This window comes from Rubrobacter calidifluminis (assembly GCF_028617075.1).
Classification (GTDB): Bacteria; Actinomycetota; Rubrobacteria; order Rubrobacterales; family Rubrobacteraceae; genus Rubrobacter_E; species Rubrobacter_E calidifluminis.
Genome location: NZ_JAQKGV010000004.1, coordinates 26,275 through 53,184 on the forward strand (window position 1 = coordinate 26,275; position 26,910 = coordinate 53,184).

A 26,910-nucleotide genomic window follows, 5' to 3' on the forward strand; every position below is an offset into this window, starting at 1 on the left:
GAGTGATGAACGCGTTCGAAGCACTGCCGTCGAGGATAAGGCGAGGCCTTTCCGGGCTCACCGCCTTACCTTCGGACGATCGCGGGGTCGCCCTGGCCCTCGGAGGGGGCGGGGTGCGCGGGTTCGCCCACCTCGGCTTTCTCCGGGTGCTCGAAGAGGAGGGGGTGCCCGTCCGGGGCCTGGCCGGGACTTCTGCGGGCGCTCTTGCTTCCTGCGTGTACGCGTTTGGTCTCCCGCTCAGGCCGGAGCCGGTTCTCGAGGCGCTGGAGAGCCTGGGTCAGCTTCTCTCGCGGGGAGGCATGCTCTCACGCTGGAGGTGGATCCTCTCGATCTCGCGCCGACCGGCCCTGGTCGACGACGACGATTTCGTGAGCGGCATCGCGGGGCTCCTCGGTGAACGCAGGCTCGAGGAGAGCAGGGTCCCGGTCGCGGTGGTGACCGCCGATCTGCGCAGCGGAGACGTGGTGGTGCTGAGGGAGGGGCCCGCCGCCAGGGCCGTCGCCGCCTCGTGTGCCATACCGGGCGTCTTCCCGCCGTTCGAGCAGGATGGGCGTCTTCTGGTCGACGGGGCCGTCGCGGACAAGGTGCCGGTCTCCGCGGCACGCTCGGTCGGGGGAGGAGGGCCCGTCATCGGGGTCGACGTCTCCAACCCCGTGCCCCCCTCAGTCGCGCCTCGCAACGGCGTGGAGGCGGCGATCATGGCCGGTGACGCCTCCAGGCGGCGCCTGACCCAGATCTCGCTGCAAGAGGCGGACCTCGCCGTTCGCCTGCCGCTGGAGAGGCAGGTGGAGCGCTTCGAGATGCAGGAGGCTGAGAGGCTCTACCGGCTCGGGATGGAGGTCGGCGAGGAGCAACTGCCGGAGATAAAGAGGCTCCTCGACCGGAACGGGGTGGACTCGATGGTGAGGAAAACCTACGCCCGACTCGCCTTTCGAACCTAGGTGAGGGTTACCTCTCGGACAGCTCCCTGTAGTGATGGGCTACAGTGAGCACCTTCTCCACGTACCATCCGGCGTGGTTGTACGCGTAGATCGCCCGGTACCAGTGGCGCGGTGCGCCGTTCAGCCTGAGGTAGCGGGCTGCCGAGGGGATCGCATCCCGCGGGTCCATGATGTTGGCGACCCCGTCGTGGTCGCCGTCGATGCCGTACACCCTCCAGGTGGAGGGGAGAAACTGCATCGGCCCCAGCGCGCCGGCGCTCGACGGGCCCATGTTCCTGCCGTGATCGGATTCTATCTTGCCGATGGCGGCCAGGATGTACCAGTCGCGGCCGAAGCCGTACTCTCTCGCGGCCTTTTTGTACAGGTGGAGATAGGCCCTGGGCGGCAGGTTGCGGACTGGGTAGGCGGCTATCTGGTGGTGCGCTATCCGCATCTGCCGGGCGAATCCCCGCGGCGTGCCGCCCGTCGCTGGGGGAACGGTGAACCGTCCGGCCCTGGCCTCATCCCTGAGCCGGACGATCACGCGCCGGATGTGCCTCTTTTTTGCTTCGATCTTTTTCTTCGAGGGTTGTCTGGCTGATGCTGCGTTTATGCCGGCGTTCTCTGTGAGGGAGAGGTGGTTCGTCCGGTGGTTTATCAGGTGGGTGAGGGGGTCTTTCCGATGGGGATGCTCCCGCCGGTGGTGGGCGGCGGGACCGTTTTCTCCGGTGAGGGATGTCGCGGGGGAGCCGGTATCGCTCGCGTACTGGTCGTGAGCCGCGTTCTCACCCTGTGTCTCGGCGCCAACCGGGCTCCAGAAAGCGGCCAGGAGCAGAGACGCCAGGGCGAAAACGGCGAGTGAGATCCTCGTCGCGGACCGGACCCGGTGCTCCATCTTCCCCCTCCATCTTCAGGCGTTTCCCGACGAATGCCCATGATGCACCCCGAGGGCGTGTCGTGCAAGGGGGTTTTGGGGCTTGTGCCCGGCTCTACGGGACAGAACGCACTTTTGGAGCGGACTTATCCCCTGCCATGCCCCGGTTCACCTCCCCTGAAAGCGCTCATGCGCTCCCGCCTCCCGCCCGACGCTCCGCGGCCGCCTTCGCCCGCTCGTAGTTTGACCTCAGTATCTCCAGGACCGCCGAGGCGTCCTCGCGGGTCTCTATCGGGTGGCTGATGTATCCCGGGGAGCCCGCCCGGTGCGGGCGTGCCCGTCCCTCGGAGATCAGACGCTCCCGAGCCTCCCGCCCGACCGGCAAATCCGCGATCATGTCGCGGTGGACGTGTCCTATCTCTCGCCTGCCGTAGCGGAATACTGTAGATCCGAACCTGCCCGGCCCCTCGTTCGTCCCCGGCCACCCCAGAACCTCCCGCTTCACCAGTGCCAGAAGGTCTTCTTTCATTTCCTGTCCTCCTCTCGGAATCCTGGTGCCGGTAGATATGATGGACCGGCGATGAGCCATCTACATCGGACGGAAGTACGGTTTTCGACCTGTACCGCGATCTAGGAAGAGTCCGCGGGGCCGAGCCAGACTCCTTCGATCCTGCCCGGAGCCCACCCTTCGGGGGCTTCGGTGGAACGTTGCCAGCCGCCCTCCATCCTGCGCCGGGTCTCCTCCCAGCTTCGCACGCCGCTCGTCGTGTCGTGGGCCTCGACGCAGCAGGCCCCGGCGGCGCAGGCCGCGGTGATCGCTTCTTCGGGGTCCATCCCGAGGAGCATCCCGAACAGGAGGCCGGCGTAGGCCGCGTCGCCCGCTCCCACCGCTCCCCGTACCTCGACCTCGAAGGTGGAGCCCCAGAGTTCCCGATCCGCCCACCGCGAGCCCATCCCGGAGAGCAGCCGCCCGGATCTTGCAAGCCGGGCTTCGGGGGCCGTGCGCAGGTAGAGTCCCCGCCTGCCGCATTTGATGCCGGCCACGGCGGCGCCCATCGCCAGGATGTCTTTGCCGAGCGCCCGGATCTCCTCGGTAGGGGCCGCGGCGAGGGGGGCGGTGTCCGAGAGGGCGATCTTCCTGTATCTCTCGGGGCCGAGCATGACGAGCGCTTCCTCCAGGCTCGGGACGAAGACGTCGACCGCGGGGAGTGCTTCCTCGAGGATGGCTCTCCAGTCCACCCGGCCGGCCTCCGAGGAGAGGTCGGGGAAGCAGGTGTCGAGCGAGGTCGTGGTCCCGGATCTCCGGGCGCGCTCGAAGAGGCGTCCGAGCTCGCCGCGGTCCTCGTAGAAGCGGGGCAGAACCTGCGGGTAGCCGAAATGCAGGATGTCCGCCGGCGGGAGTGGATCGGGAAGGTCGTCCGCGGAGAAGTCGGCGCTCACCCCGGAGTAGTGCAGGAACATCCTGTCCTCGTCCGGGGGGCTCAGGATGAGCGTGTAGGAGGTCTCGCCGGCGGGGGAGACGATGAGCGATTTGGAGAGTCCCTCCCCCGAGGACTCCAGATGCCGGCGCACCAGCTCGCCCAGAGGATCCCTGCCGATGCGGGCGACGAGCGTCACCTCCGCCCCGAGCCGGTGCAGCGAGAGGCCGGTGTTCGAGACCGAGCCGCCGGTCGAGATCCTCATCGGTCCCGCGCCCACCATCGTGCCGGGCACGAAGTCGAAGCGGCCGGACAGCTCGGGGATGAGGTCCAGGCACAGGTGCCCCGCGACGATGACCCGCCCTCTGCGCCCGGCATCCATACCCGCTGATGATAGAGGTTGCCGCCTCCGGGCGGCAACCTCTATCTAACCCTTCACGCCCCCTGCGGTGAGCCCCTGCACCAGGTAGCGCTGCAGCGCCAGAAATCCCGCGACGACCGGGATGCTCACGACGATCGCGGCGGCCATCAGCTGGTTCCAGTAGACGTTGGACTGGCTGGCGTAGTCCCTGAGCCCGATGGCGAGGGTGCGGGTGGCGTTGGTCGTGAGCACCGAGGCGAAGAGAACCTCGCCCCAGGCGGTCATGAACGCGAAGACCGCGACCGCGACGATCCCGGGCAGGCTCACCGGGATGAGGACCCTGAAGAGCGCCCCGAGCGCCGTCGAGCCGTCTACCATCGCCGCCTCTTCGAGCTCGCGCGGGATCGAGTTGAAGTACCCGACGAGCATCCAGATCGAGAGCGGCAGCGAGAAGGTTAGGTAGGTGATGATCAGCCCGACGCGCGAGCCGTAGAGGTGCACCCCGAAGGTCTGGTCGATGTTGACGAAGATGATGAAGAGCGGCAACAGGAACAGGATGCCGGGGAACATCTGGGTCGAGAGGACCGTGAGCCGGAACGGGTCCCTCCCGAAGAACCGGTAGCGGCTTACCGCGTAGGCGGCCAGGATGGCGACGATGACCGAGATCACGGTGGCGCTCACGCACACGATCGCGCTGTTGATGAAGTAGTGCGCGAGCGGGACTGTGCTCCATATCTGGACGTAGGGCTCGAAGGTTATACGCGAGGGGATCCAGTGGAACGCCGACTGCACGTCGCCGAGCGGTTTGATCGAGGAGATCACCACCGTGTAGAGGGGGAAGGCCGTGATCAGGGTGAAGAACGCAAGCCCTATCACCCGCAATACCCTGTAGAACCTTTCTTCACGCATTCTCTTCGCTCCCTACCCTGAGAAGCCTCACGTAGACGACCGAGACGATGAACAGGAAGATCAGCAACAGCGTGGACATGGCCGCACCGAGCCCGAAGTTCAGATCCACGAACGAGTTGACGTAGATGTGCAGCGAGAGGAGGTCGGCTGCGCTGGGGGGTGACTGCCCGAAGAGGATGTAGGGGGTGTTGAAGTCGTTGAAGGTCCACAGGAACAGCACCAGCACCACGACCGTGCTTACGGGGCGGATCTGGGGCAGCGTTATCGAGCGGAACTGCCGCCACCTCGACGCGCCGTCCACCGCCGCGGCTTCGTAGAGATCCTGCGGGATGTTCTGCAGCGCCGCCAGGACAAGCAGAAAAGCGAACGGCCACGACCTCCACAGCGCGGTCATCACCAGACTCCAGAACGCCTTGCCCCCGATGAGCCAGAACGGTGGGTTTTTCAAGATGTGCAAATCGTCCACCAGAAGCGTGTTGATCGAGCCGGTGTTCTGCTGCAGCATGAACTCCCAGGCGATGACCGCGACGTAGATCGGCAGGGTGTAGGGGATGAGAAACAGCGTCCTGAACCATCCCCGTCCCCGGAACTCGCTGTTCACCAAAAGCGCCGCCGCGACCCCGAAGCCCCACGACCCCGCCACCACGAGCACGGTGTAGGCGAGCGTGATCAGGAACGAGTGCACCAGCGCGCTGCCTATGGCCCCGTGGGTGTTTAAGCCTATCCTGAAGTTCTCGAAACCGACGAAGGGTGCCTGGCTCCAGTTTCGGATGTAGAGCGCGGTGAGCTTGAGGAAGCTTATGACCACCCCGAAGACCATCGGGACTATGTGGATCAGAAGCTCGAAGACGACCGCCGGAACGAGCAGCAGGTACGGGAACATCTGCGGCCGGAGCCAGCGGCGCCTCCTCCCGACCGCCGGCCTGGCCCCCGGCTCGCTCTTGCGCTCGCTCATGGTTCTCTCCCTCCTCGGGCTGGCATCTTCCCGCTACGCCCCACCTCCTGCGGCCATCTTCTGGCTGGCCGCCGCAAGCTGAGATTTCACATCGGAGGTGCCGACCCGTCCGGTCGCCGCCTTCCCGAAGAGCGTCTTTACCGCCCCGCCGACCAGCGTCTCCATCTGCCCCTCATCCGGCACCAGCGGCATCGGCGCGGAGTGGTTGGCGTAGACGTCCTGGAACACCCTGAGATTCTCGGTGTGGAAGGCCGGATCGCTTGCTGCCTCCTTGTTCACCGGCAGCGAGCCGAACTGCTGGTTGAGGTAGACCTGCGTCTTCCTGTCCGTCATGAACCTGACGAACTGAAGAGCGCCCTTCCTATTCTGGGTGTTCTTGAAGATGGAGATGTTGATCCCGGCGGTGTGCGACATGATCGGCTTCCCTCCGGGGGGCAGCGGCTTGGGGATGGGCATGTAGGAGGTGCCGTACTGGCTCTCTTTCATCCCGTAGCTCTTGAGGTTGGTCATGATGTTGTTCTGCCAGATGAGCATCGCGGCCTTGCCTTTGGCGAAGTCCGTCGGCGACTGGGTGCCGGTGCCGTACTGGGCATCCTGCGGAGCTACGATCCTGTCTTTGTCTATGAACCCGACGTACTGCGCGACCCCCCTCACCACCCCTGGAGAGTCGAAGGTGGGCTTGTTGCCCTTGAAGAGCGAACCTCCCTGCTGCTGGCCGAGGATGAAGGCCCAGTGCGCGTTCTCGGTGATGCTCGCCCCTTCGAGCGCGAACCCCCACTGTTTCGGCGGCTTGGTGAGCTTCCTGGCGACCGCGACGAACTCGTCCCAGGTCCTCGGCGGGCTCTTTATCCCCGCCTGCTCGAACATGGCCTTGTTGTAGAACAGCCCGTAGGCGAGACCGTACAGCGGTACCGACGGATACGGCTCGTGCATCCCGGAGGTGTGGTACGCGGTCTCTATGAACTTGTCCTTGCCCCCGATGGCACCGAGCGCACCCTGGTCGAACGGGAGGAACGCCCCGGTCTGCTGGAAGGTGGGGGACCAGGTGTTCCCGATGTTGAGCACGTCCGGTCCCTGGCCGCTGGAGATCGCCGTCGTGATCCTGTTGAACAGATCCGGCCACCCTATGACCTGCAGCTTGACTTTGATCCCGGTCTTCTTCCTGAAGTCGCTTATCGCCTTGCTGAGGATCCTGCGGTCGTCCTGCAGGGTGGGTGCCTGGTTGCTCGCCCAGTAGGTGAGGGTCTTGCCGGCCTTGCCGCCCCCACCCCCGCTGCTCCCACCTGAAGACTGCCCGCCGCCGCAACCGGCGAGCCCCACCACCGACGCCCCGGCGAGCGCTCCACCTCCCGCCTTCAGAAACTCCTTGCGCGAGATACCTCTCCCGTTCATCTCTCCTCCTTTCCCTCTAGGTGAATCACATAATAACGCAAATTGAATTATTAAATCAGGGACTGTCGCGGGAGGATATACCTCCGGGGCTCTTTTCAGGTTGTTGTGCGCACCCGCAGGATCGGCGGAGGAGGAGGCGGGCGGTGAGCAGGCGGCGGATGCCTCCTCCGTCGCGGGAGCGTTCCGTGATATCCAGGAGGGTGCGGACGGCCTCGCGGCCGAGGGCGCGGGTATCCTGGAAGACGGTGGAGAGGGGAGGGGTCGTGCTCTCGCCCTCTTCGAGGCCGTCGAAGCCGATGACGGCGACGTCTTCGGGGGTTCGGAGGCCGGCCTCGTGCAGGGCGCGCAGGGCGCCGAAGGCCATCGGGTCGTTGGCGCAGAAGACGGCGTCGGGGTGGTGTGGCAGGAGGGAGCGCATCGCCCGGTAGCCGCCGGAACTGGTGAAGTCCGAGTGGCGGACGAGGTTTTGATCCGGCATGAGGCCCGCGTCGAGCAGGGCGGAGACGTAGCCGCCGTAACGGTCTATGGCGGGGATGACGTTGGCGGGGCCGCAGATCTTGGCTATCCTGCGCCGCCCGTGCTGGAGCAGGTGCGCGACGGCCTGGCGGGCGGCCTCGCGGTTGTTCACGTCGACGAAGCTTATCTCCGGGTGGTGGGGGTGGCGGCCGACGAGGACGAAGGGGAAGTCGTCCTCGCAGAGCCGGGCGACGACGGGATCGTCGACCACGCTCGAGGCTATGACGATCCCGTCGAGGTGTCTGCCCCGGATCACACGCTGATAGAGCCGCTCAATGTTGCGCTGGTCTTCGGTGGTGTCCATGAGCAACATCAGGTTGTGGTCGGCCTCGTTGCACGCCCCGACCGCACCTTCGATCAGGCGGGGGAAGAAGGGATCGGAGAAAACGCTCCCGACCGCCCGCGGGATCAAAAGCCCGAAGATCCTCGTCCGCCTCGAAGCCAGGCTGCGCGCCGCCGCGTTCGGATGGTAGCCGTGCTCCTGGATCACCGCCTGCACCCGCCGCCTCACCTCGTCGCTCACCCGCGCATCGCCGTTCACCACCCGCGAGACCGTCGACCTCGATACTCCGGCCCTGCGCGCTATGTCCTCCAGGTTCATCTCCCCACCTTTCTGGTAGCGCTCCCAGAAAACAACCCCTTAATACCATCGTGGGAGCCGCTCCTTTGTGGGAGCGCTCCCACAAAAGTCATCGACAGTGTAAAGTGTTAGGCTCGAAAGTCAAGAGGAAGGAAGGAGAGTCTTTTGAGGTTTCCGGAAGGGTTTCTGTGGGGTGTTGCGACAGCGGCGTACCAGGTCGAGGGTGCGGTCGAGGAGGATGGGAGGGGGCCTTCTATCTGGGACGTCTTCTCGCACACGCCGGGGAAGGTCTACCGGGGGGACACCGGGGACATCGCCTGCGACCAGTACCACAGGTGGGAGGAAGACGCTGAACTGATGGCGGGCCTCGGCATCGGGGCGTACCGGTTCTCGGTCTCCTGGCCGCGGGTGCAGCCCGATGGCAAGGGGGGTGTCAACCGGAGGGGGCTCGACCACTACCGCAGGCTCGTCGGAGGGCTGCGGGAGCGCGGGATCGTCCCCGCGATCACGCTCTACCACTGGGATCTCCCGCAGGCGCTCGAGGACGAGGGAGGGTGGACCGTGCGGGAGACCTCCGAGCGCTTCGCCGAGTACGCGGCGATCGTCTACGAGGCGCTAAAAGACGAGGTTCCGCTCTGGATCACGCTGAACGAGCCCTGGGTCTCGGCCTGGATGGGCTACGGGTACGGGCGGCACGCGCCGGGGAGGACCAGCGCATCCGACGCCCTCTCCGCGACCCACCACCTCCTGCTCGGCCACGGCCTCGCGCTGGAGAGGATGCGCGACATCGGCACCGGGGAGGACAGCATAGGGATAACCCTTAACCTCTCTCCCGTGCGCCCCTTCTCGAAGGACGGGGCGGATGTCGAGGCGGCGAGGAAGGAGGAAGCCCAGGCCAACCGGCTCTACCTCGATCCGGTGTTCAGGGGGAGCTACCCGGAGGAGGTCTTCGAGCGCTACGGCCAGCGAGTGCCGCCGGGGTACGTGAGGGACGGGGACCTGGAGAAGATCTCCGCTCCGGTAGACTTCCTCGGCGTCAACTACTACTTCGTCAAGACCGTGCGCGCCGGGGAGGACGGCGAGCCCGAGCTGGTGGTCCCGGAGGGCGCCGGGAAGACCGCGATGGGCTGGCCCATCGAGTCCGGAGGACTCACCGAACTCCTCGTCGGGCTCAAGGAGGACTACGGGGACATCCCCGTCTACATAACCGAGAACGGGGCCGCCTTCTACGACTACTCCGACCCGGAAGGCGACGTCGACGACGAAGAAAGGGTGCGCTTTCTGCAGGACCACTTCGCCGCGGCCTGGAAGGCCATCGAGGGCGGGGTCGACCTGAGGGGGTACTTCGTGTGGTCCCTGCTCGACAACTTCGAGTGGGCCGAGGGGTACTCCAGGCGGTTCGGGATCGTCTACGTGGACTATCCCACCCAGCGGCGCATCCCCAAGGCGAGCGCCCGATGGTACTCCGGCGTGATCTCGCGCAACGGCCTCGAGGATCCCGCGTGATAACCGACCTCGGACACCCGGCCTTCGCGGCACAGGACGTAGAGAGGACGCTTGCTTTCTACGCGAAGCTCGGCCTCCGCGAGGCGTTCCGGCTCCACCACGAAGACGGGTCCCTGATGCTCGTCTACCTCCACGTCGCGGGCGACCGGTTCATAGAGGTCTTCCCCGGCGGGCCGGGGCCCGACCCGGGGCGCACCCAGAGCTTCATGCACCTCTGCCTCCTCACCGACGATCTGCGCGCCACCGTGGAGCGGCTGCGGGAGGCGGGGGTTAAGATGGAGCGTGGGGTGGAGCGCGGGCTCGACGGCAACCTGCAGGCCTGGGTGCGCGACCCCGACGGCAACGCCATAGAGCTCATGCAGCTCGAGGAGGAATCCCCGCAGCGAAGGGCGGCCCGGGGAGGTATGATGCCGCGTTAGGATGGGTGGCTGGTACCCGATAAAGCTCGAACCCCACCTCCGCACATACGCCTTCGGCGGGCGCATGTTCTGCGAGCGGCTCGGCCGGGAGGGCCTCCCGGAAGAAGACCTCGCCGAGAGCTGGGAGATAAGCGACTACCGCGACACCACCGGGCGGGTGGTTAACGGTGCCCACGCGGGGCGCACTTTGCACGAGCTTATCGAGGAATTCCCGGATGAGCTCGTCGGGGAGGGCTGGCGCGGGCCGCACTTCCCGCTCCTTCTCAAGTTCCTCGACGCCTCCGGAATGCTTCCCGTCCACCTGCACGCGGACGACGAGACCGCGCGCAGGAAGTACGGCGAGCCGAACGGCAAGACCGAGGCGTGGCACATCCTGTGGTCGGAGCCGGGGGCGAGCGTGCTCGCCGGGGTAAGGGAGGGCTTCTCGCGCGAGGAGCTCGCGGACGCCCTGTGGAGAGGGGACTACGACGCGGTGATGCTCCGCCACGGGGTGCGGCCGGGCGACACCGTCTACGTCCCCGGCGGGGTGCTGCACTCCTTCGGGCCCGGCATGCTCGTCTACGAGGTGCAGCAGACCTCCGACCTCGGGCAGTTCGCGAGCCCTTACGACCTCTACGGCAACCCGCTGGACGAGAAGACCCGCCGCCGCAACATCGAGGAGGTGCTGGACGAGCTGCGGACGGACGTCCGTCCGCGTCCGAACCCGGGGCTCACCGTCCGGGAGGGAGGGAACACCCGCACCTTCTGCTGCGCCGGGCCGCACTTCGCGCTGGAGAGGTGGGAGCTCGCGGAGGAGTGGACCGAGCCCGCACATCCGCAGAGGTTCGTCGCGCTCACGGTCGTCGGGGAAGGGGCGGTGCGCATCGAGTACGAGGGCGGGACGGAGCTCCTGGGAAGGGCTACCTCCTGCATCCTTCCGGCCGCCCTCGGCGCGGCGCACCTCGTGCCGGAGGGGCGGACGGTCGTGCTCGCCTCGTACGTGCCGGACCTCGAGCGGGACGTGGCCGGGCCGCTGCGGGAGGCGGGGTGCCCTGAGGGGCAGATCTCGGCCCTCGGGGAGGTGGTGTTCTGAGGGGAGGTTCACTCTGGGACGCGTAGTCGCGCTGGGCGAGGTGGTCGCGGACGTCTACCGGGGGGAGTCCTCATCACCGGTCGAGCTCCCATTCGTCGCCCGACCCGGCGGGGCCCCGGCGAACGTGGCCGTCGCCGCATCCAGGCTCGGTTGCCCGGCCGCTTTCGTGGGCGGCGTCGGGAAGGACCTCTTCGGGGACTTCATCCTGCGGGCGCTCGAGGCTGAAGGGGTGGACGTCTCGGGGGTGGTGCGGCAGGAGCCGCCTGTACGGACCTCGCTCGCGTTCGTCGAGATCTTCGAGGACGGAGACAGGGAGTTCACCTTCTACCGCACCGCCCCCGCCGCCGACGAGCTGCTGCGGGAGGAGGACGTCCCGCGGGATCTCGTCTCGGGAGCCTCGTTCGTCAACTTCGGGAGCATCCCCCTGATCGAAGAACCCGTGCGCTCGGCTACCTTCCATGCGGCCCGCCTGGCCGGCGAGGCCGGTGTGCCGGTGGCCTTCGACGTGAACTTCCGGGCCCATCTGTGGCGCGACCCGGAGGTTGCGCGCCGGACGGTGTGGGAGATGGCGGGCCTGGCCTCGATCGTGAAGCTGAGCGGGGACGAGCTGCGACCGCTGCTCGGCACCTCGGACTGCGAGGAGGCCGCCGCGATCCTCCTCGGGCGCGGGGTCCGGATGGTCCTCGTCAGCCTCGGCGGGGAGGGAGCATTCTACGCCACCCCGGCTTTCCGGGGGCGGGTCCCCGCGTTCCCGGTCGAGGTGGTGGACGCGACCGGGGCGGGGGACGCCTTCCTCGCGGCCGTGCTCGTGCACCTCGCGGAGGACGGGGTGAGCCTCTCGGAGGAGGGGTCGGTGCGCGAGGCGGTGCGGCGGGGAGCGGCGGCGGGCGCGCTCGCCTGCACGGGCTACGGGGCGATGGGGACGCTCCCGACCCGCGAGGAACTGGAGCGGTTTTTGTCCTCGGGGCCCGCTAGCGTCTCACCCGGCTGACCCCGACCGGGACGTCCACCAGATTGGCGAGCCGGTTCGCCAGCGGTTCGAGTGAGGGTAGCTCTGTCGGGGCGTGTCCGGCGTCTATCGCCGCGAGGCCTGAAGAATCGGCGAGCAGCGCGTCGTGGTAGTCGAGGTCGCCGGTGACGTAGGCCTGCGCGTCCGAGGCTGCAACCTCGTGGATGAACGTTCCCCCGGAGCCGCCGAGGACCGCGACGCGTTCGATCTTCTCCCCGGGGTCCACCAAAAGCCGGGCCGAAAATCCCAGAGAGGTCGAGACGTGCTCCGCGAGCTCCGGGGCGGACATCGGGCGCGGGAGGCGTCCGATCCTGCCGTAACCGCACCCCGGCGGGTGGCCTTCGATCGGGTAGAGGTCGAGCGCGGGTTCCTCGTAGGGGTGGGCGGCTCGCGCCTCGGAGGCGGCGCGGGCGGCCAGGTGCGCCGGGACTACGGTCTCGAGCCTCACCTCGGAGACCGCCTCGAGCCGTCCGGCCTCGCCCGCGTAGGGGCTGGTGTCCTCCCCACCCAGGAAGGTCCCGGTGCCGGCGGTGCGGAAGGTGCAGCGGGTGTAGCCGCCGATCACGCCGGCCCCGGCCCGCGCGAGCGCCTCCGCGACCTCCTCCACGGCCTCCTCCGGGACGAAGACGACCAGCTTGTTCATGCGACCGCGCGGCGAGAGGACCTCGAGCGGCTCTTCGAGCCCCAGTGCCCGTGCGAGCGCGACGGAGACCCCGTCCGGGGCCGCGTCGTAGTTGGTGTGCGCGGCGTAGACGGCGATCCCGGAGCGGACGGCGCGTGAGATGAGGCTCCCGGGATAGCGGGAGGTGTCCACCCGGTCCAGGCCGCCGAAGATCAGGGGGTGGTGGAAGAGCAGGAAGTCCGCGCCGCTCTCCTCCGCCTCGTCGAAGACCTCGGGGAGCGGGGTGAGCGCGACCAGGACCCGCTCGACCTCTTCTTCCGGGCTCCCGACCTGGAGCCCCGGGTTGTCCCACTCCTCGGCGAGCGCCGTGGGGGCTATCTCCTCCATGGCCCGTGCGATATCTCTTACAAGCGTCACCATCTCCTCCCCTGTAGAATTCGCTCCCATGAGGGCTTCAAGGATAGCGGAGATCCTCTCCGCCGCGACCCGGCTGCCGCTGCTGGCGGTGCCGCTCTTCTTCGTCGTCGGCTTCTACGCCGCCGGGTGGGAGGGTGTGGCGTGGGCCGTCGTCTGCGTGCTCCTGACGAGCGGGCTCTCGCTCGCGTACCTGCGGCATCTGGTGCGGACGGGTAAAGTGGAGGACCCGGGCAGGATCCTCAAGGCCGAGCGGGTGCGGCCTCTGTGGGTGGTGGCGGGTTTCCACGCCGGGGCCTGGGCGCTGGTGAGCGCGCTCGGCGGACCCGCGGAGCTTCGGGCCGTGCTGCTCTCCTACGCGCTCTCGACGGTGGCCTTCGCCCTGATCACGCCGCTCGCCAAGCTCTCGCTGCACGCGGCGGGTGCGGCCGGGGTCCTGGTGTGCCTGGTGCGGGTCTTCGGTCCGGTGGGCGGCGTGTTCATCCCGCTTTTCCTGGCTATCTGCTGGTCCCGCGCCGCGCTCGGGCGTCACACCGCCGCCGAGCTCGCGCTCGGGACGCTGGTCGGCGGGATCGGCACCTGGGTCGCCTTCGCGCACATGGTGGCCTGATCCCTCGAGCTCGCCGGGGTACAATCGATTCCGGTCCTGCATCTTCATCGGGGGTGTCTCTACGTCTTGGTGAACCTCTACGCTTTGGGGGCGGCTTTCATCGGCACCGGTGTCGAGATGGTCGAGGCGCTCACGATCGTGCTCGCCGTCGGCGCGGTGCGCGGCTGGCGGGGCGCGCTGCTCGGCGCGCTCTCCGCGGCGCTGGTGCTCGCGGCGCTCGTGGCGGGTGTGGGCGCGCCGCTCGCCTCCGCGATGGGCCTCTTCTGGGTCCAGATCCCCGTCGGGATCTTCCTGCTCCTCTTCGGCGCGCGCTGGCTCAGGAAGGCGATCCTGCGCTACGGCGGACTAAAGACCCTCCACGACGAGGCGGAGAGCTACGAGGAGGAACGCGGCCGTCTCGAGGGGGCGGGCGAGGGAGGGAACCTGGCGGGCGTGGACCGTCTGGCCTTCGCTACCGCCTTCGGCGGCACCTTCCTGGAGGGACTCGAGGCCGTATTCATCGTCATCGCCTTCGGTCTCGGCTCGGGGGCGATGTCCTCGAGCGTCCTCGGCGCGGCGCTCGCGGTGGGGGCGGTGGTGCTGGCCGGGGTGCTTCTGCGCCGGCCGCTCACCAGGGTCCCGGAGAACACGCTCAAGTTCGTCGTCGGGGTGATGCTCACCAGCTTCGGGACGTTCTGGGTGGGCGAGGGGCTCGGGGTGGCGTGGCCGCAGGGCGACCTGTCGATCGTCTACCTGGCGGCGAGCCTCCTGGTGTTCTCGTGGGTCGAGGTCCGGCGCATGAGGCGTCTTCCGGTCCTGCGCGGGAAGAGGGTGCGGTGATGGCTTTGCTGCGGGAGCTCGTCGGGCTCGTGGCCGACGACGGGCGTCTGGTCTGGACGGTGGTCCTCGCGCTCGTGGTGAGCGCGGTGCTCGGCCGGCTCGGGCTGGGAGCTGTGGCGACGGTGGTGCTCTGGGGCGGCGTCCTCTTCGCGCTCGTGCTCTCGGTCGAGCACCAGATCAGGCTTCGCAAGAAGGACCGCTGGGACTGTCCGGATCCCCACGGTAGATGGCGCGGTACCAGATCGTAGAGAGCGTGTCCACGAGCTCTTCTTCCGATGGGGCCACCCGGGAACCGAGCGTGCTCGCGTAGAAGCACCGCTCGTTCATCCACACCAGGGCCCGCGCCAGCTCTTCTGCCTCCGGGGGACCTTCCGGAGCGAGACCCCGGCGCCTCATCCGGAGGATCTTGCGCCGCAGCCCCTCGACGAAGCGCCCGATGCCCTCCTCGTAGAGCGCCCGGGAGTTCGGCTCGGTGGCCCACGTCTGCGCCGCCGCCCGGAGCACGTGCCCCCACTCGCGCCACAGCCGGGCCGTGGCCTCTATCCGCATCCTGATGTCCTCCAGCGGATCGAGCCCTTCCTCGGGCTCCGCATCCGCCGCCTCGTACATCTCCTCCCTCACCAGCGCCGCGAGCCGCGCCAGCGCCGCCTCCTTCGACTCGAAGTAGAAGTAGAACGTCGGGCGGGAGATGCCCGCGCCCCGCGCCAGCTCCCCTACCTCGATCCTCTCGAGCGGCTTTTCCGCCAGAAGCCTCTCCAGCGTGCCGAGCAGCGCCTCCTCCCGCAGGTCTCCCTTGTACGGTCTCCTGCGGCGTACGCCCGCGCTCCTGGTGCGTGATCGTCCCACCATCCCGCGCGATTCTAGCAGAGTACACGGACGAAGAACGCGTGTCGTCAAAAACAAACATCCGTTGATAAACTCTTTTGTGGTTGCTAACCTCTGGTGGGAGAGGCACTTTCGGGGAGAGGAGGCGTTATGGATGACAGGCCCTGGCTCAGGCTGTACCGGGGGCACCTTCCAGAGCGGTTCGAGGTGCCGGACGTCTCGCTCTGGCAGCTCTTCGAGGATGCCGTGGACGAGCATGGCGGGAGGGTTGCGCTCGTGCTCGGGGAGCGCAGGATCACTTTCCGCGAGCTCCGTGGGATGGCCGAGAGGCTCGCCGAGGCGCTGTACGGGCTGGGGGTGAGAAAGGGGGATCGCGTCGGGCTGATGCTTCCAAACGTGCCGCAGTACGTCGCCGGGTTCTTTGCGGCGATGCGGCTCGGGGCGGTGGTCACCCAGCTCAACCCGATGTACGTGGAGCGGGAGCTCGAGCACATACTGAAGGACTCCGGGGCCAGGGTCGCCATCGTCTACGACGGGGCTTACGAGAGGGTGCGGGCGGTGCGCGGGAAGGTGCCGCTCGAGACCGTGATCGTCGCGTCGCTGCAGGGTGGGCGTCCCGGTCTTGAGCGGGGGGATGTGTATCTGGACGAGCTGCTGGAGGAGAATGCGGGAGCGGCGCCGGAGGTGGAGATGGACCCGGTGGAGGACCTCGCCGCGTTGCAGTACACCGGCGGGACCACGGGGCGTTCGAAGGGGGCGATGCTCACCCACCGCAACCTCGTCGCCAACGTCTTGCAGAACCTGACCATAGCGACCGTCGAACCCGGGGAGTACGTCGGGGAGAAGGCCGTCGCCGCGCTGCCCTACTTCCACGTCTACGGGCTCACGTGCGTCATGCTCTTCGGTATCAAGGCCGGGACCGAGCAGCTGCTCGTGCCCCGCTTCGAGGCGCAGGCGGTGGTGGAGCTCGTGCGGCGCGAGCGGCCGGCGCTCTTCCCCGGCGTGCCGACGATGTTCTCCGCGCTCATCGCGAGCGGTGAGGATCTGCGGGGGAGCGGCTTCGGAGGGATACGCTTCTACAACTCCGGCGGGGCGCCGCTCCCGGTCGGCCTCAAGCACGCCTTCCAGGAGAGGGTCGGGGTGCCGCTGCTCGAAGGGTACGGGCTCTCCGAGGCCTCCCCGACGACCCACGTCAACCCGCGTTTTCTCGGTGAGGGGAGGGACGGGTCCATCGGCATCCCGCTACCCGCGACCGACGCCAGGATAGTGGACCTCGAGAGCGGGGAGAGGGAGCTTGCTCCCGGCGAGGAGGGAGAGCTCGTCGTCAGGGGGCCCCAGGTGATGAAGGGCTACTGGAACATGCCCGAGGAGACCGGGCGGGTGCTGCGCGACGGCTGGCTGTATACCGGGGACGTCGCCCGGATGGACGAGGACGGCTACTTCTACATCGTCGACCGCAAGAAAGACCTCATCGTCGCCTCGGGCTACAACGTCTACCCGCGGGAGGTCGAGGAGGTGCTCTACGAGTGCCCCGGGGTCTCCGAGGCGGTCGTGGTCGGCGTGCCGGACCCCTACCGCGGGGAGACGGTCAAGGCCTTCGTCGTGAGGGAGGGGGGAAGTGACCTGAGCGAGGAAGAGGTGATCGAATTCTGCCGCGCCCGGCTCGCCGCGTACAAGGTGCCGAAGGGCGTCGAGTTCCGGGAGGAGCTGCCCAAGAGCACGGTCGGGAAGATCCTGCGGCGGGTTCTGGCCGGAGAGGAACGTGAGGCCGCCTCCCGCTAGGGGAAGGGGGACATTGTCTGGGTCCAGCAAGCTGCGGCAGGCGGAGATAGAGCACATCCGCCGCATCGTGCGCGGCGAGACCCGGGGAAGGTGCGGCGGAGGCGCCCCCGCAGAAGCCCCTCGCGGACCCCGCACCGCTCGGGCTCGCCGCATTCTCCCTCATCGGCTTTCTCGTCGCGATCACCAACGCCGGGTGGTTCAATCAGCTGTTGGCCTTCGTGCAGCTCGCGCTGATCTTCAGTGGGATCATCCAGGTTCTGGTGGCCATGTGGGAGTTCCGCAACAACAACACCTTCGGGGTGGTGGGCTTCGGCTCTAAGGGTGCTTCTGGTTCGCCTTCGGGCTGCTCTTCCTGCTCGCCCCGCAACCAGGGATCACGCGGGCCAGCGAGGGCGCGTTGCTCGGGTTTACCCTTCTGGGGTGGACGATCTTCACCGTTTACGTGTGGGTAGTGGAGAGGGCTTCTCTTTCGGTTCCGTGTGAGGAGGCGGCGAAAGAGAGTTAGTATTTGCCGGAAACAAGATTGACCGGAGGTTTTCTTTGCGCAGGTGGCAGGTGAGAGAGCTGGGCGAACCGACGGAGGCGATGGAGCTCGTCGAGGAGGCTCCGCCCGAACCCGGTGCGGGGGAAGTCGTGATCGAGGTACGGGCCGCCGCACTCAACTTCTTCGACTTCCTGCTGTGCCGCGGGGAGTACCAGGAGAAGCCGCCTCTGCCCTTCACGCCCGGCGGAGAGGTCGCCGGGGTCGTCGTGGAGGCGGGCGAGGGGGCCGGCTTCGAGCCCGGAGAGCGGGTGGTGGCGCTGCCGGGCGTGCCGCGCGGCGGGTTCGCCGAGCGGGTCGTGGTGTCGGCTGAGAAGGTCTTTCCGGTCCCCGGGGAGGTTCTCTTCGAGAAGGCCGCGGCCATCCCCATAACCTACGGGACGGCGCACTTCGCCCTGCACCGTCGGGCGGGCGTCCGGGAGGGGGAGACGGTGCTGGTGCACGCCGGGGCCGGCGGGGTCGGGTCTGCGGCGATACAGCTCGCGAAGGCCGCCGGCGCCCGGGTCGTGGCCACAGCGGGCGGGGAGGAGAAGACCGGCCTCTGCCGCCGGCTGGGGGCGGAGGTGGCGATCGACTACCGCGAGGAGGATTTCGTCGCGGCGGTGAAGGAGGCCACCGGAGGCCGCGGGGCGGACGTCGTGATCGACCCGGTGGGCGGGGAGGTGTTCGACCGCTCGCGCCGGTGCGTGGCCTTCGAGGGGAGGATCGTGGTCGTCGGGTTCGCTTCCGGCGGGATACCCGAGATCCCGGCGAACCACCTGCTGCTGAAGAACTACTCGGTCCTCGGGCTGTACTGGGGGCTCTACGGCCGGGTCATGCCGGGGCTGGTGGCCGAGGTCGGCGCGGAGATCTTCCGCCTGCTTGAGAAGGGTGACGTAGACCCCCTTCTGTACCGGAACGAGACCGTGCCGTTCGAGGAGATCCCCCGGGCGCTCGAAGATCTCGCCGGCCGGCGCACCTGGGGGAAGCTCGTCGCCGGGCTCTCCGGTTGAGCGGTATGCGCTTTGGGGGTATAGAAGGTCTTATGGTGGCAGGTCGCGGAATAATCTGCTGGACGATGCGGGGGATGGGCCCTCATGTCCACTGAGGGCCCGCTCATCGGGTGCGCCGAGGCACACCCGAACATCGCGCTCGTCAAGTACTGGGGCAAGCGCGACGAGAAGCTCAACCTGCCGGCGGTGGGTTCGATCTCCGTGACCCTCGACGCGCTCACGACGCGCACGCGGGTCACCTTCGACCCCGCTCTGAGGAGGGACGAGCTGAGGCTCGGGGACGGCGAGGCCGGCGCCGCGCGCGTGAGCGTTTGTCTCGATCTTCTGCGGGAGAAGGCCGGGGTGGGCTGGTACGCCCGGGTCGAGTCGGAGAACGACTTCCCCACCGGGGCCGGGCTCGCCTCCTCCGCCTCCGGGTTCGCCGCGCTCGTCCGGGCCGCCGACGCGGCGCTCGGGCTGGGTCTCGACGAGCGCGAGCTCTCGGGGATAGCCCGACGGGGTTCGGGGTCAGCCGCTCGTTCGATCTTCGGGGGTTATGTGGAGTGGCCCCGGGGGGAGCGACCCGACGGGAGCGACTCGGTCGCCCATCAGCTCCTTCCTCCCGGCGGGTGGCCGCTTGCGGTGCTCGTCGCGATCACCACCCGCCGGAGCAAGCCGAAAGGTTCCTCGGAGGGCATGAAGCACACCGCGCGCACCTCACCCTACTGGGAGGCCTGGGTGGAGGGGCAGGAGGAAGACCTCGCCGCGGCGCGCGGGGCGATATTGCGGCGGGACTTCCAGGCCCTCGCGGAGGTCTCCGAACGCTCCTGCCTGAAGATGCACGCGCTCATGATGGCATCCTCCCCCGGGTTGCTATACTGGAACGGTGCCACCGTCGAAGCCATCCACGCCATACGCGGCCTGCGTCATGAAGGGATCCCCGTCTTCTTCACCGTCGATGCCGGGCCGCAGGTCAAAGCCATCTGTCTCCCCAGCTTCGCGGATGAGGTCGAGCGGGCCCTGCGCGGCGTCGGGGGTGTGCTCGAGGTGATCCGGAGCGGGATCGGGGATGGCGCCAGGGTCACGCATGCCATGCCGGTGGTGGGAGATTGAGGGTACGCGCCGAGGCGCCCGGCAAACTCTTTCTGCTCGGAGAGTACGCGGTGCTCGAGGGGGCTCCGGCGCTGATGCTCGCGGTCGACGCCCGGGCTTCGGCGGTCGTCGAGCCCGCCGCGACACCGGGCTGGGAGCTGGTCGCGCCGGATGTCCTGCAGAAGAGCGTGGCTTTTCGCTTCGATGAGGCGGGGCTGCCGGTCTGGCCCGAGGAAGACCTGGCCCGGCGCCTCTCGCTCGTGGATCAGGTACTCAAGGGTCTGGCGGCCCGGGGTTTGCTCCCCGGGAGCGAGGAGCTAAGGGTCACCCTCGACACCTCGGACTTCTTCGCGGTGCGCGACGGCAAGAGGCGCAAGCTGGGGCTGGGCTCCAGCGCGGCCCTGACGGTGGCGCTCTCCTCTGCCCTGACGGCGGCCGCCGGGAGGGAAGACCGGGTTGGAAACCGGCGGGGATGGCTGGAGGAGCTGCTGCACATCCACCGTGCGCTGCAGGACGGTCGTGGGAGCGGGGCGGATCTCGCGGCCGCCATCTACGGTGGGTGTCTGCGCTACCGCCTGGACGAGGACGGGCCTGGCGTGGAGGACTGCGGCTGGCCGGAGGGCCTGTACAGGCTCTTCGTTTGGACCGGGACGCCTTCATCCACGGGGGAGTATCTGGCCCGTCTCGACGCCTGGCGGCAGCGGAACCCCGGTGAGTACGACAGGAGGCTCGGCGAGCTGCGGGCGCTCGCCGAGGAGGGGATCGATGCCGTCGGCAGGGGTGGGGTGGAAGAGACGCTGGGGGCTTTCGCGGCATACGCGCGCGCCCTGCACGAGCTTGGCGCGGCCACTAAAATCCCTATCTATTCCACCGAGCACCGCAGGATCTCGGGGCTTGTCGAGGGTGCCGGCGGGGTTTACAAGCCCTGTGGAGCCGGAGGGGGGGATTTCGGCGTGGCTCTGTTCGACGAGGTCGGACGTCTGGAGGTTGCGCGGGTGAAGCTAGAGCGGGCCGGCTTCCTCTGCCCCCCGCTCGCGCCGGATGGTGATGGGCTCAGGCTCGAGATGATCGGGGAGGAAAGATGAGCGAGCGAGCACGTTTTCCCGAGTTCTACAAGCTCTCCATATCCGACCGGCTGCGGCTCCTGCGGGAGCGCGGTTGGATCGGGGAGGAGGACTACGAGGCTCTTTTGAGCGGGGAGCACACCCTCAAACCGCACAAGGCGGACAAGATGATCGAGAACGTCATCGGGGTGATGGGGCTCCCGGTGGGGCTGGGACTGAACTTCCTGATCAACGGCCGCGAGTACGTGGTGCCGCTGGTCGTCGAAGAGCCCTCGATCGTCGCCGCGCTCTCCTCGGCGGCGAAGATGGCGCGCACCTCCGGTGGTTTCACCGCGGAGTCCACCGAGCCTATTCTGATCGGTCAGGTGCAGGTGGTGGACATCCCGAACGTCGCCCGGGCGAAGTCCCAGCTGCTCTCGCGCAAGCGTGAGGTTATGGACCTCGCCGACAGCCTGCACCCGCAGATGGTGGCACGGGGCGGCGGGTGCCGTGACATGGAGGTGCACCAGCACCGGCTGCCGGACGGTCGGGACATGCTGGTCGTGCACCTGCTGGTGGACACCCGCGACGCAATGGGGGCGAACCTGGTCAACACGATGTGCGAGGGGGTGGCCGGGCTCGTCGAGTCGATAACAGGCGGTAGGGTCTTCCTGCGCATCCTCTCGAACCTCACCGACCGCTCGATGGTCCGGGCGCGCTGCGAGATACCGGCCGAGCAGCTCACCGGCAGGGGCTTCCGCGGCGAGGACGTGCGCGACGCGATCATCCTGGCCAACGACTTCGCGAGCGTGGACCCCTACCGGGCGGCGACCCACAACAAGGGCATAATGAACGGGATAGACGCGGTGGCGATCGCCACCGGCAACGACTGGCGGGCGATAGAGGCCGCGGCCCACGCCTACGCGGCGCGCAGTGGGCGCTACAGCTCGCTCACCCGCTGGTACAAGGGAGAGGGCGGTGAGCTCGTCGGGGAGATCGAGATCCCGCTGAAGGTGGGCACGGTCGGAGGGCCGCTGCAGTCCAACCCGACCGTCGGGATAAACCACCGGCTGCTCGGGATCGGCGGCGCGCGGGAGCTGGCCGAGGTGATGGGCGCGGTGGGGCTGGCGCAGAACTTCTCGGCGCTCCGGGCGCTCGGGACCGAGGGCATCCAGCGGGGTCACATGACGCTGCACGCCAGGAGCGTGGCGATGGCCGCCGGGGCGACGCCCGAGATCTTCGACGAGGTCGTAGAGCGTCTGATCGACTCCGGCGAGATCAAGGTGTGGAAGGCGGAGGAGATAATCTCGAGCCTGGGCGGCACCCCAGGCGGCGCGAAATCCGAGGAGGAACCCGACCCGCGCCTCTCGGGACACGGGAAGGTGATCCTGCTCGGCGAGCAGGCGGTGGTCTACGGCAGCCACGCGATCGCGGCCCCGATCCCGCTCGCCGTCCGGGCCCGCGTGCGCGAGACCTCCTCCGACGGTGTGGACCTGCTGATCCCGCGCTGGGGCGTCGAGTACCACATGCGTCCGGGCCGGCGGCCGCACGACCGCCAGGAGGACACCTTCGAGCACACGCTGGAGGTGGTGCTGGGGCACCTCGGGCTCACCGGACGACCGATGCGCATCGAGGTCTTCCCGACGATCCCGCGGGCGATGGGCCTCGGCGGGTCGGCGGCGATGGCGGTCGCGATCATCCGGGCACTCGACCACCGGTTCTCGCTCGGCCTCTCAGACGAACGGATAAACGAGCTGGCCTTCGAGTGCGAGAAGGTGGCCCACGGCACACCCTCCGGAATAGACAACACGCTCGCCACCTACGGAGAGTTCCTCCTCTACCGGCGCGGACGCGAGGGCGAGCCGCCGCTGATGCAGAAGGTCGAGGTGCCGAGGCCCCTGCCGCTGGTCATAGGCCTCACCGGCAAGGAGAGCCTCACCGCCAGGACCGTCGGTAGGGTGCGCGAGGCCTGGCAGAGAAACCGTACCCTCTACGAGAGCATCTTCGCCGAGATAGACCGCCTGGCGCTCGACGGCCTGGAGGCCCTCCGAACCTACGACCTGGAGCGCCTCGGTGAGCTGATGAACGTCTGCCACGGCTATCTCAACGCCCTGCAGGTCTCGAGCTGGGAGATGGAGGAGCTCGTCCAGATCGCCCGCTCCAACGGGGCACTCGGCGCCAAACTCACCGGCGGAGGTGGCTCGGTCATAGCCCTCTGTCCCGAGGACTCCGACCGGGTGGTGGGTGCCTTCCGGGACGCCGGATACCAGAGCCTCGAGGTCTCGGTGGGCTAGCGAACTTCATACCCGTACCGGATTTCTCGAGCCCCGGCGCCCCGCCGGGGCTTTCTTCGTACCTGCAGGACCGAGATCACATCCCCCCGCCATCAGCTTGTCTCCAAATTATGTTTCCTGTATCTTGTCTCCCCGTGAAGGTATTGGGAATCATTTGCAATAAAAGGTCGATGAGGGATCCGGGGTGCGTGTTCTGAGGTCGTGGGCGGCGCTGTTCGGCGGGCTGGTGGTACTGGGCGCGATTCTTCTCGTGTGCCTGCTGGCGAGCGTACGCTTCGGAGCGGCGGGGATCAGGACGGGCGAGGTAGTCTCCGCCTTAGTCGGCCGGGATGCTGGCTCGCGGGCGGAGATCATCGTGCGCACGCTGCGGGTGCCGCGGGCGCTCGCCGGAGCGCTCGTGGGGTCTTCGCTGGCGGTGGCCGGCGCGATAATGCAGGGCATCACGCGCAACCCGCTGGCCGATCCGGGCATCCTCGGCATCGAGGCCGGGGCGGGGCTGGCGGTGGTCGGCGGAGTGTTCGTGTTTGGGATCTCTTCCCTTTACGGGTATGCGCTCCTTGCGTTCGCGGGGGGTGGGCTCGCTGCGGCCGTCGTCTATGGGCTGGGATCTCTGGGAAGGGGTGGGATGACGCCGGTGAGGCTCACGCTCGCCGGTGCGTCGATCGCCGCGCTCTTCGGCTCGCTCACCACGGCCATACTCGTCGTGGATCGCAGGACGCTTGACGAGATCCGGTTCTGGCTTGCCGGCTCGATCGCGGGAAGGGATACCGGGTTGCTGCTCTGGGCGCTGCCTTATGTCTGTACGGGCCTGGTGGTCGCGTTTGGCCTCTCGCGTCAGATCACGGCGCTCTCGCTCGGGGAGGAGGTGGCGGCCGGGCTCGGGCAGCGTACGGGACGGGTGAGGCTGCTCGCTGCGCTGGCTGCGGTGTTGCTCGCCGGGAGCGCGGTCTCTGTCGCCGGGCCGGTAGGCTTCATCGGGCTCGTCGTGCCCCACGTGGTGCGCGCTTTCGTCGGGGTGGACTACCGCTGGGTGCTGCCTTATTCGGCGCTCGCGGGGGCTGCGCTGCTCATCTTGGCGGACATCGCGGCGCGGCTGGTGTTGCGTCCATTGGAGCTCCCCGTCGGGGTGATGACTGCGCTGGTGGGGGCCCCGTTCTTCGTGTATCTGGCGCGTCGGAGGGTCAAAGGGTGAGGCAGAGCCGGGTTCTACGAGCGGGTCGCCTCTCGCTGCGGCTGGATGTGCGGACCGTGACGGTCGCGGTGGTTCTCGGGTTGGTCGGCCTCGCTGGCATCGTGCTGGAGGTAGGGGTGGGAGAGTACCCGATCTCCTCTTCCGGGGTGATCAGAACCCTCCTCGGGCTCCCCGTCGGGGGGAAGGACTATTCCTTCATCGTGGAGGTTCTGAGGCTCCCGCGGGCCCTCGTCGCCTTCGCCGTGGGTGTGGGGCTCGGGCTCTCCGGAGCCATCCTGCAGGGCGTCACGCGCAACCCGCTCGCCGCCCCCGAGATAGTCGGGATCGATGCGGGGGCGGGGCTCGCGGCTGTCACCCTGCTCATCGCGGTCCCCTCCGCTCCGGCCTCCCTCGTTCCTCCCGCCGCCTTCGTGGGGGCCGTGGTGGTGGCCGGGACGCTCTACGTCCTCGCCCGGAGAGGAGGGAGCTCCCCCGTGCGGATCGTCCTCATCGGGGTCGGGGTGAGCGCTGTCGCGAACGCGCTCACCACCATCATGATCACCTACGGGCAGGTGGAGCAGGCGAGCGAGGCTCTCGTCTGGCTGACCGGGAGTGTCTATGGCCGTTCCTGGGAAGATCTTTGGACGCTTCTGCCCTGGCTCGTCGTCTTCGGTTCGCTGGCGCTCTCCGGCGTGCGGCCGCTGAACGTACTCGCGCTCGGGGATGAGGCGGCCGCCGCCCTCGGGGTGAGGGTGGAGCGCGAGCGCGGGCTGCTCCTGCTGTACAGCGTGGCACTCTCGGCCGCCGTCGTCGCCACCGCCGGGACCGTAGGGTTCGTCGGGCTCATGGCGCCGCACATCGCCCGGCGGCTCGTAGGGCCTTCCCAGGGGGGTGTGCTGCCGGTCGCGGCGGTCGCGGGCGGGGTGCTCGTCGTGTTCGCCGATTTCGTCGGAAGGGTGGTATTCGCCCCGCTCGAGCTGCCGTGTGGCATCGTCACCGCGGCCGTTGGAGCGCCGTTTTTCATCTATCTGCTCTATGGGAGCAGGGATATTAAGCCGCAGCAAGGAGGTCCTGCTTGAGATATCTCGAGAGGCTCGCCGGGAAGGCGGGGCGGGTAACGAAGCCCGCGAAGCTCGTAGCCGAGCGGCTCACCCTCGGCTACGAAGGTGGGAACGTGGTCGAAGACCTCGACCTCGAGGTTCCGGCCGGTTTGATCACCTCGATCATCGGGCCCAACGGGTGCGGGAAGTCCACGCTGCTCCGGGCCCTGGCCCGGCTGATGAGGCCTCGCGGCGGCAGCGTCCTCCTGGACGGCAGGGAGATTCACACCCTCCCGACCCGCGATGTGGCTCGCCAGCTCGGCGTCCTGCCGCAGGCGCCTCAGGTCCCAGAGGGGTTAACCGTGCGTGAACTCGCCGCGCAGGGTCGCTACCCGCACCAGAGCTGGCTCTCCCAGTGGTCGGCCTCCGACGAGCGGGCGGTCGAGGAGGCGTTGCGGAGGACGGGGATGCTCCATCTCGCCGACAGGCCGCTCGATACCCTCTCCGGGGGCCAGCGCCAGCGCGCCTGGATTTCGATGGCCCTCGCCCAGGAGACCGGGACCCTGCTTCTGGACGAGCCCACCACCTTCCTGGATATGGCGCACCAGATCGAGGTTCTGCAGCTGCTTCAGGAGCTCAACGCGAGGGAAGGGCACACCATCGTCATGGTGTTGCACGATCTCAACAGTGCCGTCTGGTACGCCCACCACATGGTCGTGCTCTGGAGGGAAGGGCTCTATGCGGCGGGTCCTCCGAAAGAGGTAATGACTCCCGGGCTCCTCCGTGACGTCTTCGGCGTGGAGGGAGTGATGCTGACGGAGCCCAGGAGCGGACTGCCACTGTGTGTCCCGTACGGTCTCGCGAAAGGGGCGGGAGGGTGACCGGCTCACCGCTGACCGAGACCCTCGGGCTCATCGAGCCCTCGCGGTACCGCTTCGGGATGCGCCTGGCAGATGGGACCGCGGGCCTTCTCCCCGCCCACGAGCTCATCCACGACCGGGAGCTGCTGGCGCGACAGCTCGAGGGTGCGATGGGGCGGTGGAACCTCAACCGTCGCGAGGCTGCAACCTTCATGGCCGGTTCCTACGCCTGGAGCGTTGGGGGCCCGGCCGCGGCCGCCTACGTACTGGCGCGCAGGGCTCCCGACGTCTCGCCGCAGAACGTCTTGATCGGGATGGAAGACGGTGGGATCCTGCAGGTAGCCCTGGCACGAGAGCTTTTCGCCGCCCTCGCCTCCGATCCGGCAGCCGGGCATCCCGGTGCCACGCCGCTGGAGGACGAGCGGGGATTGCTCCGCTGGCTCAGGGAGCGGCTGCTGGAAGGGCTGGGGCCATTGATCGAAAACGCCGCCGGACTCGCCAGGGTCGGGACCCGCATGCCCTGGGCCAGGGCGGCGGACCTCGTCGCCCACAGCTTTCTCGTCGCGGGAGAGGATACTGCTGAGCAGCCGCGTTACGCGGGTGATGCCGCGGACTTCATAAACGCCCCGAGCTTCGCCGCCGGGGGCGGGAGGACCGACTTCCTGTTCGTGGAGCGGGGGGGCGTGCGGCGGGCCTTCCTCGTCCGGGGTGCCTGCTGCGGCTCGTTCAGGAAGGGCGCGGGCTACTGCGACGGCTGCCCGGCGTTGAGCCGGGAGGAGAGGCTCAAACGGGCCCTGAATAGCCTGGGCTCCTTGGTCAGCCCGTCCCGCACGGGTGTGCGGAGAGATTTTCGGGGGGGATGAGGAATGTCTTCAGGGAGTATGACGCGAGGCGG

General features: G+C 68.2%; 26 protein-coding genes and 1 pseudogene. 18 read left to right on the plus strand and 9 right to left on the minus strand.

All coding sequences use genetic code 11. The annotated features are described in order from the left end of the window. Positions 1 to 5: 5 nt before the first annotated feature. Positions 6 to 941, plus strand: a complete 936-nt coding sequence (locus PJB24_RS04220) for a patatin-like phospholipase family protein (RefSeq protein WP_273843047.1) — start codon at positions 6 to 8, stop codon at positions 939 to 941. A gap of 7 nt (positions 942 to 948) precedes the next feature. Here the strand turns inward: PJB24_RS04220 and PJB24_RS04225 are convergent, their stop codons facing one another. The 7 genes from PJB24_RS04225 to PJB24_RS04255 form a co-directional block, all read right to left on the minus strand. Then, positions 949 to 1,815, minus strand: a complete 867-nt coding sequence (locus PJB24_RS04225) for a lytic transglycosylase domain-containing protein (protein WP_273843049.1) — start codon at positions 1,813 to 1,815, stop codon at positions 949 to 951. A gap of 166 nt (positions 1,816 to 1,981) precedes the next feature. Continuing rightward, entirely contained in the window at positions 1,982 to 2,323 is a 342-nt protein-coding gene (locus PJB24_RS04230; RefSeq protein ID WP_273843051.1) for a luciferase domain-containing protein, read from the minus strand. A 101-nt stretch (positions 2,324 to 2,424) separates the two neighbouring features. Continuing rightward, positions 2,425 to 3,594, minus strand: coding sequence for a carbohydrate kinase family protein (locus tag PJB24_RS04235; protein ID WP_273843054.1), 1,170 nt, complete (start codon positions 3,592 to 3,594; stop codon positions 2,425 to 2,427). Between the two features lie 45 nt (positions 3,595 to 3,639). Continuing rightward, positions 3,640 to 4,482, minus strand: coding sequence for a carbohydrate ABC transporter permease (locus PJB24_RS04240; RefSeq protein ID WP_273843057.1), 843 nt, complete (start codon positions 4,480 to 4,482; stop codon positions 3,640 to 3,642). Next, the gene (locus PJB24_RS04245; protein WP_273843061.1) at positions 4,475 to 5,437 is read right to left on the minus strand and encodes a carbohydrate ABC transporter permease; all 963 of its coding nucleotides are present in this window, start codon (positions 5,435 to 5,437) and stop codon (positions 4,475 to 4,477) included. The genes PJB24_RS04240 and PJB24_RS04245 overlap by 8 nt, the downstream gene beginning before the upstream one ends. A 33-nt stretch (positions 5,438 to 5,470) precedes the next feature. Beyond that, a complete protein-coding gene (locus PJB24_RS04250) occupies positions 5,471 to 6,829 on the minus strand; it encodes an ABC transporter substrate-binding protein (RefSeq protein ID WP_273843063.1) in 1,359 nt (452 codons plus the stop codon). Positions 6,830 to 6,884: 55 nt separating this feature from the next. Next, positions 6,885 to 7,946 carry a LacI family DNA-binding transcriptional regulator gene (locus PJB24_RS04255; protein ID WP_273843065.1) on the minus strand — a complete coding sequence of 354 codons (1,062 nt, stop codon included), beginning with the start codon at positions 7,944 to 7,946 and terminating at the stop codon, positions 6,885 to 6,887. 144 nt (positions 7,947 to 8,090) lie between these two features. Between PJB24_RS04255 and PJB24_RS04260 the strand changes: the two genes are divergently transcribed. Genes PJB24_RS04260 through PJB24_RS04275 form a run of 4 tightly spaced genes read left to right on the plus strand, consistent with a single transcriptional unit; the run spans position 8,091 to position 11,913 of the window. Then, positions 8,091 to 9,431 carry a GH1 family beta-glucosidase gene (locus PJB24_RS04260; protein WP_273843067.1) on the plus strand — a complete coding sequence of 447 codons (1,341 nt, stop codon included), beginning with the start codon at positions 8,091 to 8,093 and terminating at the stop codon, positions 9,429 to 9,431. Then, entirely contained in the window at positions 9,428 to 9,850 is a 423-nt protein-coding gene (locus PJB24_RS04265; RefSeq protein ID WP_273843069.1) for a VOC family protein, read from the plus strand. The genes PJB24_RS04260 and PJB24_RS04265 overlap by 4 nt, the downstream gene beginning before the upstream one ends. A 1-nt stretch (position 9,851) precedes the next feature. Continuing rightward, on the plus strand, positions 9,852 to 10,922 hold the full coding sequence (locus PJB24_RS04270; protein ID WP_273843072.1) for a type I phosphomannose isomerase catalytic subunit: 1,071 nt from the start codon (positions 9,852 to 9,854) through the stop codon (positions 10,920 to 10,922). A gap of 31 nt (positions 10,923 to 10,953) precedes the next feature. After that, a complete protein-coding gene (locus PJB24_RS04275) occupies positions 10,954 to 11,913 on the plus strand; it encodes a carbohydrate kinase family protein (protein ID WP_273843393.1) in 960 nt (319 codons plus the stop codon). On the opposite strand, the gene PJB24_RS04280 is transcribed toward PJB24_RS04275, so the two are convergent. Continuing rightward, positions 11,894 to 12,970 carry a Nif3-like dinuclear metal center hexameric protein gene (locus PJB24_RS04280; RefSeq protein ID WP_273843074.1) on the minus strand — a complete coding sequence of 359 codons (1,077 nt, stop codon included), beginning with the start codon at positions 12,968 to 12,970 and terminating at the stop codon, positions 11,894 to 11,896. The two genes, PJB24_RS04275 and PJB24_RS04280, sit on opposite strands and share 20 nt — an antisense overlap. Before the next feature lie 28 nt (positions 12,971 to 12,998). Here PJB24_RS04280 and PJB24_RS04285 point away from each other — a divergent pair, with 28 nt between their 5' ends. The 3 genes from PJB24_RS04285 (at position 12,999) to PJB24_RS04295 (ending at position 14,644) form a co-directional block, all read left to right on the plus strand. After that, positions 12,999 to 13,577: a hypothetical protein gene (locus PJB24_RS04285; protein ID WP_273843076.1), complete on the plus strand. Its 579-nt coding sequence runs from the start codon at positions 12,999 to 13,001 to the stop codon at positions 13,575 to 13,577. A 69-nt stretch (positions 13,578 to 13,646) separates the two neighbouring features. Further along, positions 13,647 to 14,396, plus strand: coding sequence for a COG4280 domain-containing protein (locus PJB24_RS04290; RefSeq protein WP_273843395.1), 750 nt, complete (start codon positions 13,647 to 13,649; stop codon positions 14,394 to 14,396). Then, positions 14,396 to 14,644: a hypothetical protein gene (locus PJB24_RS04295; protein ID WP_273843077.1), complete on the plus strand. Its 249-nt coding sequence runs from the start codon at positions 14,396 to 14,398 to the stop codon at positions 14,642 to 14,644. Before PJB24_RS04290 ends, PJB24_RS04295 begins: the two co-directional genes overlap by 1 nt. Here the strand turns inward: PJB24_RS04295 and PJB24_RS04300 are convergent. Continuing rightward, positions 14,574 to 15,245 carry a TetR/AcrR family transcriptional regulator gene (locus PJB24_RS04300; RefSeq protein WP_273843080.1) on the minus strand — a complete coding sequence of 224 codons (672 nt, stop codon included), beginning with the start codon at positions 15,243 to 15,245 and terminating at the stop codon, positions 14,574 to 14,576. The genes PJB24_RS04295 and PJB24_RS04300 overlap by 71 nt on opposite strands. Positions 15,246 to 15,371: 126 nt before the next feature. On the opposite strand from PJB24_RS04300, the gene PJB24_RS04305 reads away from it, so the two are divergent. From PJB24_RS04305 to PJB24_RS04345, 10 genes and pseudogenes are all read left to right on the plus strand, one after another. Beyond that, positions 15,372 to 17,003 carry a long-chain-fatty-acid--CoA ligase gene (locus PJB24_RS04305; RefSeq protein WP_273843083.1) on the plus strand — a complete coding sequence of 544 codons (1,632 nt, stop codon included), beginning with the start codon at positions 15,372 to 15,374 and terminating at the stop codon, positions 17,001 to 17,003. Positions 17,004 to 17,110: 107 nt separating this feature from the next. Then, positions 17,111 to 17,455: pseudogene (locus PJB24_RS15880) on the plus strand (GPR1/FUN34/YaaH family transporter); the annotation flags it as partial. Positions 17,456 to 17,543: 88 nt separating this feature from the next. Further along, positions 17,544 to 18,536 (plus strand): NADPH:quinone oxidoreductase family protein, encoded by a 993-nt coding sequence (locus PJB24_RS04310; protein ID WP_273843085.1) that lies wholly within the window; start codon positions 17,544 to 17,546, stop codon positions 18,534 to 18,536. Between the two features lie 84 nt (positions 18,537 to 18,620). Next, positions 18,621 to 19,628, plus strand: coding sequence for a diphosphomevalonate decarboxylase (mvaD, locus tag PJB24_RS04315; protein ID WP_273843087.1), 1,008 nt, complete (start codon positions 18,621 to 18,623; stop codon positions 19,626 to 19,628). Then, positions 19,625 to 20,692, plus strand: a complete 1,068-nt coding sequence (locus PJB24_RS04320; RefSeq protein ID WP_273843089.1) for a mevalonate kinase family protein — start codon at positions 19,625 to 19,627, stop codon at positions 20,690 to 20,692. The genes mvaD and PJB24_RS04320 overlap by 4 nt, the downstream gene beginning before the upstream one ends. Next, positions 20,689 to 22,944, plus strand: coding sequence for a hydroxymethylglutaryl-CoA reductase, degradative (locus tag PJB24_RS04325; protein WP_273843092.1), 2,256 nt, complete (start codon positions 20,689 to 20,691; stop codon positions 22,942 to 22,944). The genes PJB24_RS04320 and PJB24_RS04325 overlap by 4 nt, the downstream gene beginning before the upstream one ends. A 184-nt stretch (positions 22,945 to 23,128) precedes the next feature. After that, positions 23,129 to 24,136 (plus strand): FecCD family ABC transporter permease, encoded by a 1,008-nt coding sequence (locus PJB24_RS04330; RefSeq protein ID WP_273843095.1) that lies wholly within the window; start codon positions 23,129 to 23,131, stop codon positions 24,134 to 24,136. Continuing rightward, entirely contained in the window at positions 24,133 to 25,194 is a 1,062-nt protein-coding gene (locus PJB24_RS04335) for a FecCD family ABC transporter permease (RefSeq protein WP_273843097.1), read from the plus strand. The genes PJB24_RS04330 and PJB24_RS04335 overlap by 4 nt, the downstream gene beginning before the upstream one ends. Next, positions 25,191 to 26,036: an ABC transporter ATP-binding protein gene (locus PJB24_RS04340; protein ID WP_273843101.1), complete on the plus strand. Its 846-nt coding sequence runs from the start codon at positions 25,191 to 25,193 to the stop codon at positions 26,034 to 26,036. Before PJB24_RS04335 ends, PJB24_RS04340 begins: the two co-directional genes overlap by 4 nt. After that, a complete protein-coding gene (locus PJB24_RS04345) occupies positions 26,033 to 26,878 on the plus strand; it encodes an IucA/IucC family C-terminal-domain containing protein (protein ID WP_273843103.1) in 846 nt (281 codons plus the stop codon). The genes PJB24_RS04340 and PJB24_RS04345 overlap by 4 nt, the downstream gene beginning before the upstream one ends. Positions 26,879 to 26,910: the final 32 nt, after the last annotated feature.

Bases quoted from the DNA above. Each gene is read 5' to 3' on its own strand.
- PJB24_RS04220 (WP_273843047.1), top strand. From the start codon at position 6: ATGAACGCGTTCGAAGCACTGCCGTCGAGGATAAGGCGAGGCCTTTCC.
- PJB24_RS04225 (WP_273843049.1), bottom strand. From the start codon at position 1,815: ATGGAGCACCGGGTCCGGTCCGCGACGAGGATCTCACTCGCCGTTTTC.
- PJB24_RS04230 (WP_273843051.1), bottom strand. From the start codon at position 2,323: ATGAAAGAAGACCTTCTGGCACTGGTGAAGCGGGAGGTTCTGGGGTGG.
- PJB24_RS04235 (WP_273843054.1), bottom strand. From the start codon at position 3,594: ATGGATGCCGGGCGCAGAGGGCGGGTCATCGTCGCGGGGCACCTGTGC.
- PJB24_RS04240 (WP_273843057.1), bottom strand. From the start codon at position 4,482: ATGCGTGAAGAAAGGTTCTACAGGGTATTGCGGGTGATAGGGCTTGCG.
- PJB24_RS04245 (WP_273843061.1), bottom strand. From the start codon at position 5,437: ATGAGCGAGCGCAAGAGCGAGCCGGGGGCCAGGCCGGCGGTCGGGAGG.
- PJB24_RS04250 (WP_273843063.1), bottom strand. From the start codon at position 6,829: ATGAACGGGAGAGGTATCTCGCGCAAGGAGTTTCTGAAGGCGGGAGGT.
- PJB24_RS04255 (WP_273843065.1), bottom strand. From the start codon at position 7,946: ATGAACCTGGAGGACATAGCGCGCAGGGCCGGAGTATCGAGGTCGACG.
- PJB24_RS04270 (WP_273843072.1), top strand. From the start codon at position 9,852: ATGGGTGGCTGGTACCCGATAAAGCTCGAACCCCACCTCCGCACATAC.
- PJB24_RS04285 (WP_273843076.1), top strand. From the start codon at position 12,999: ATGAGGGCTTCAAGGATAGCGGAGATCCTCTCCGCCGCGACCCGGCTG.
- PJB24_RS04295 (WP_273843077.1), top strand. From the start codon at position 14,396: ATGGCTTTGCTGCGGGAGCTCGTCGGGCTCGTGGCCGACGACGGGCGT.
- PJB24_RS04300 (WP_273843080.1), bottom strand. From the start codon at position 15,245: ATGGTGGGACGATCACGCACCAGGAGCGCGGGCGTACGCCGCAGGAGA.
- PJB24_RS04305 (WP_273843083.1), top strand. From the start codon at position 15,372: ATGGATGACAGGCCCTGGCTCAGGCTGTACCGGGGGCACCTTCCAGAG.
- mvaD (WP_273843087.1), top strand. From the start codon at position 18,621: ATGTCCACTGAGGGCCCGCTCATCGGGTGCGCCGAGGCACACCCGAAC.
- PJB24_RS04325 (WP_273843092.1), top strand. From the start codon at position 20,689: ATGAGCGAGCGAGCACGTTTTCCCGAGTTCTACAAGCTCTCCATATCC.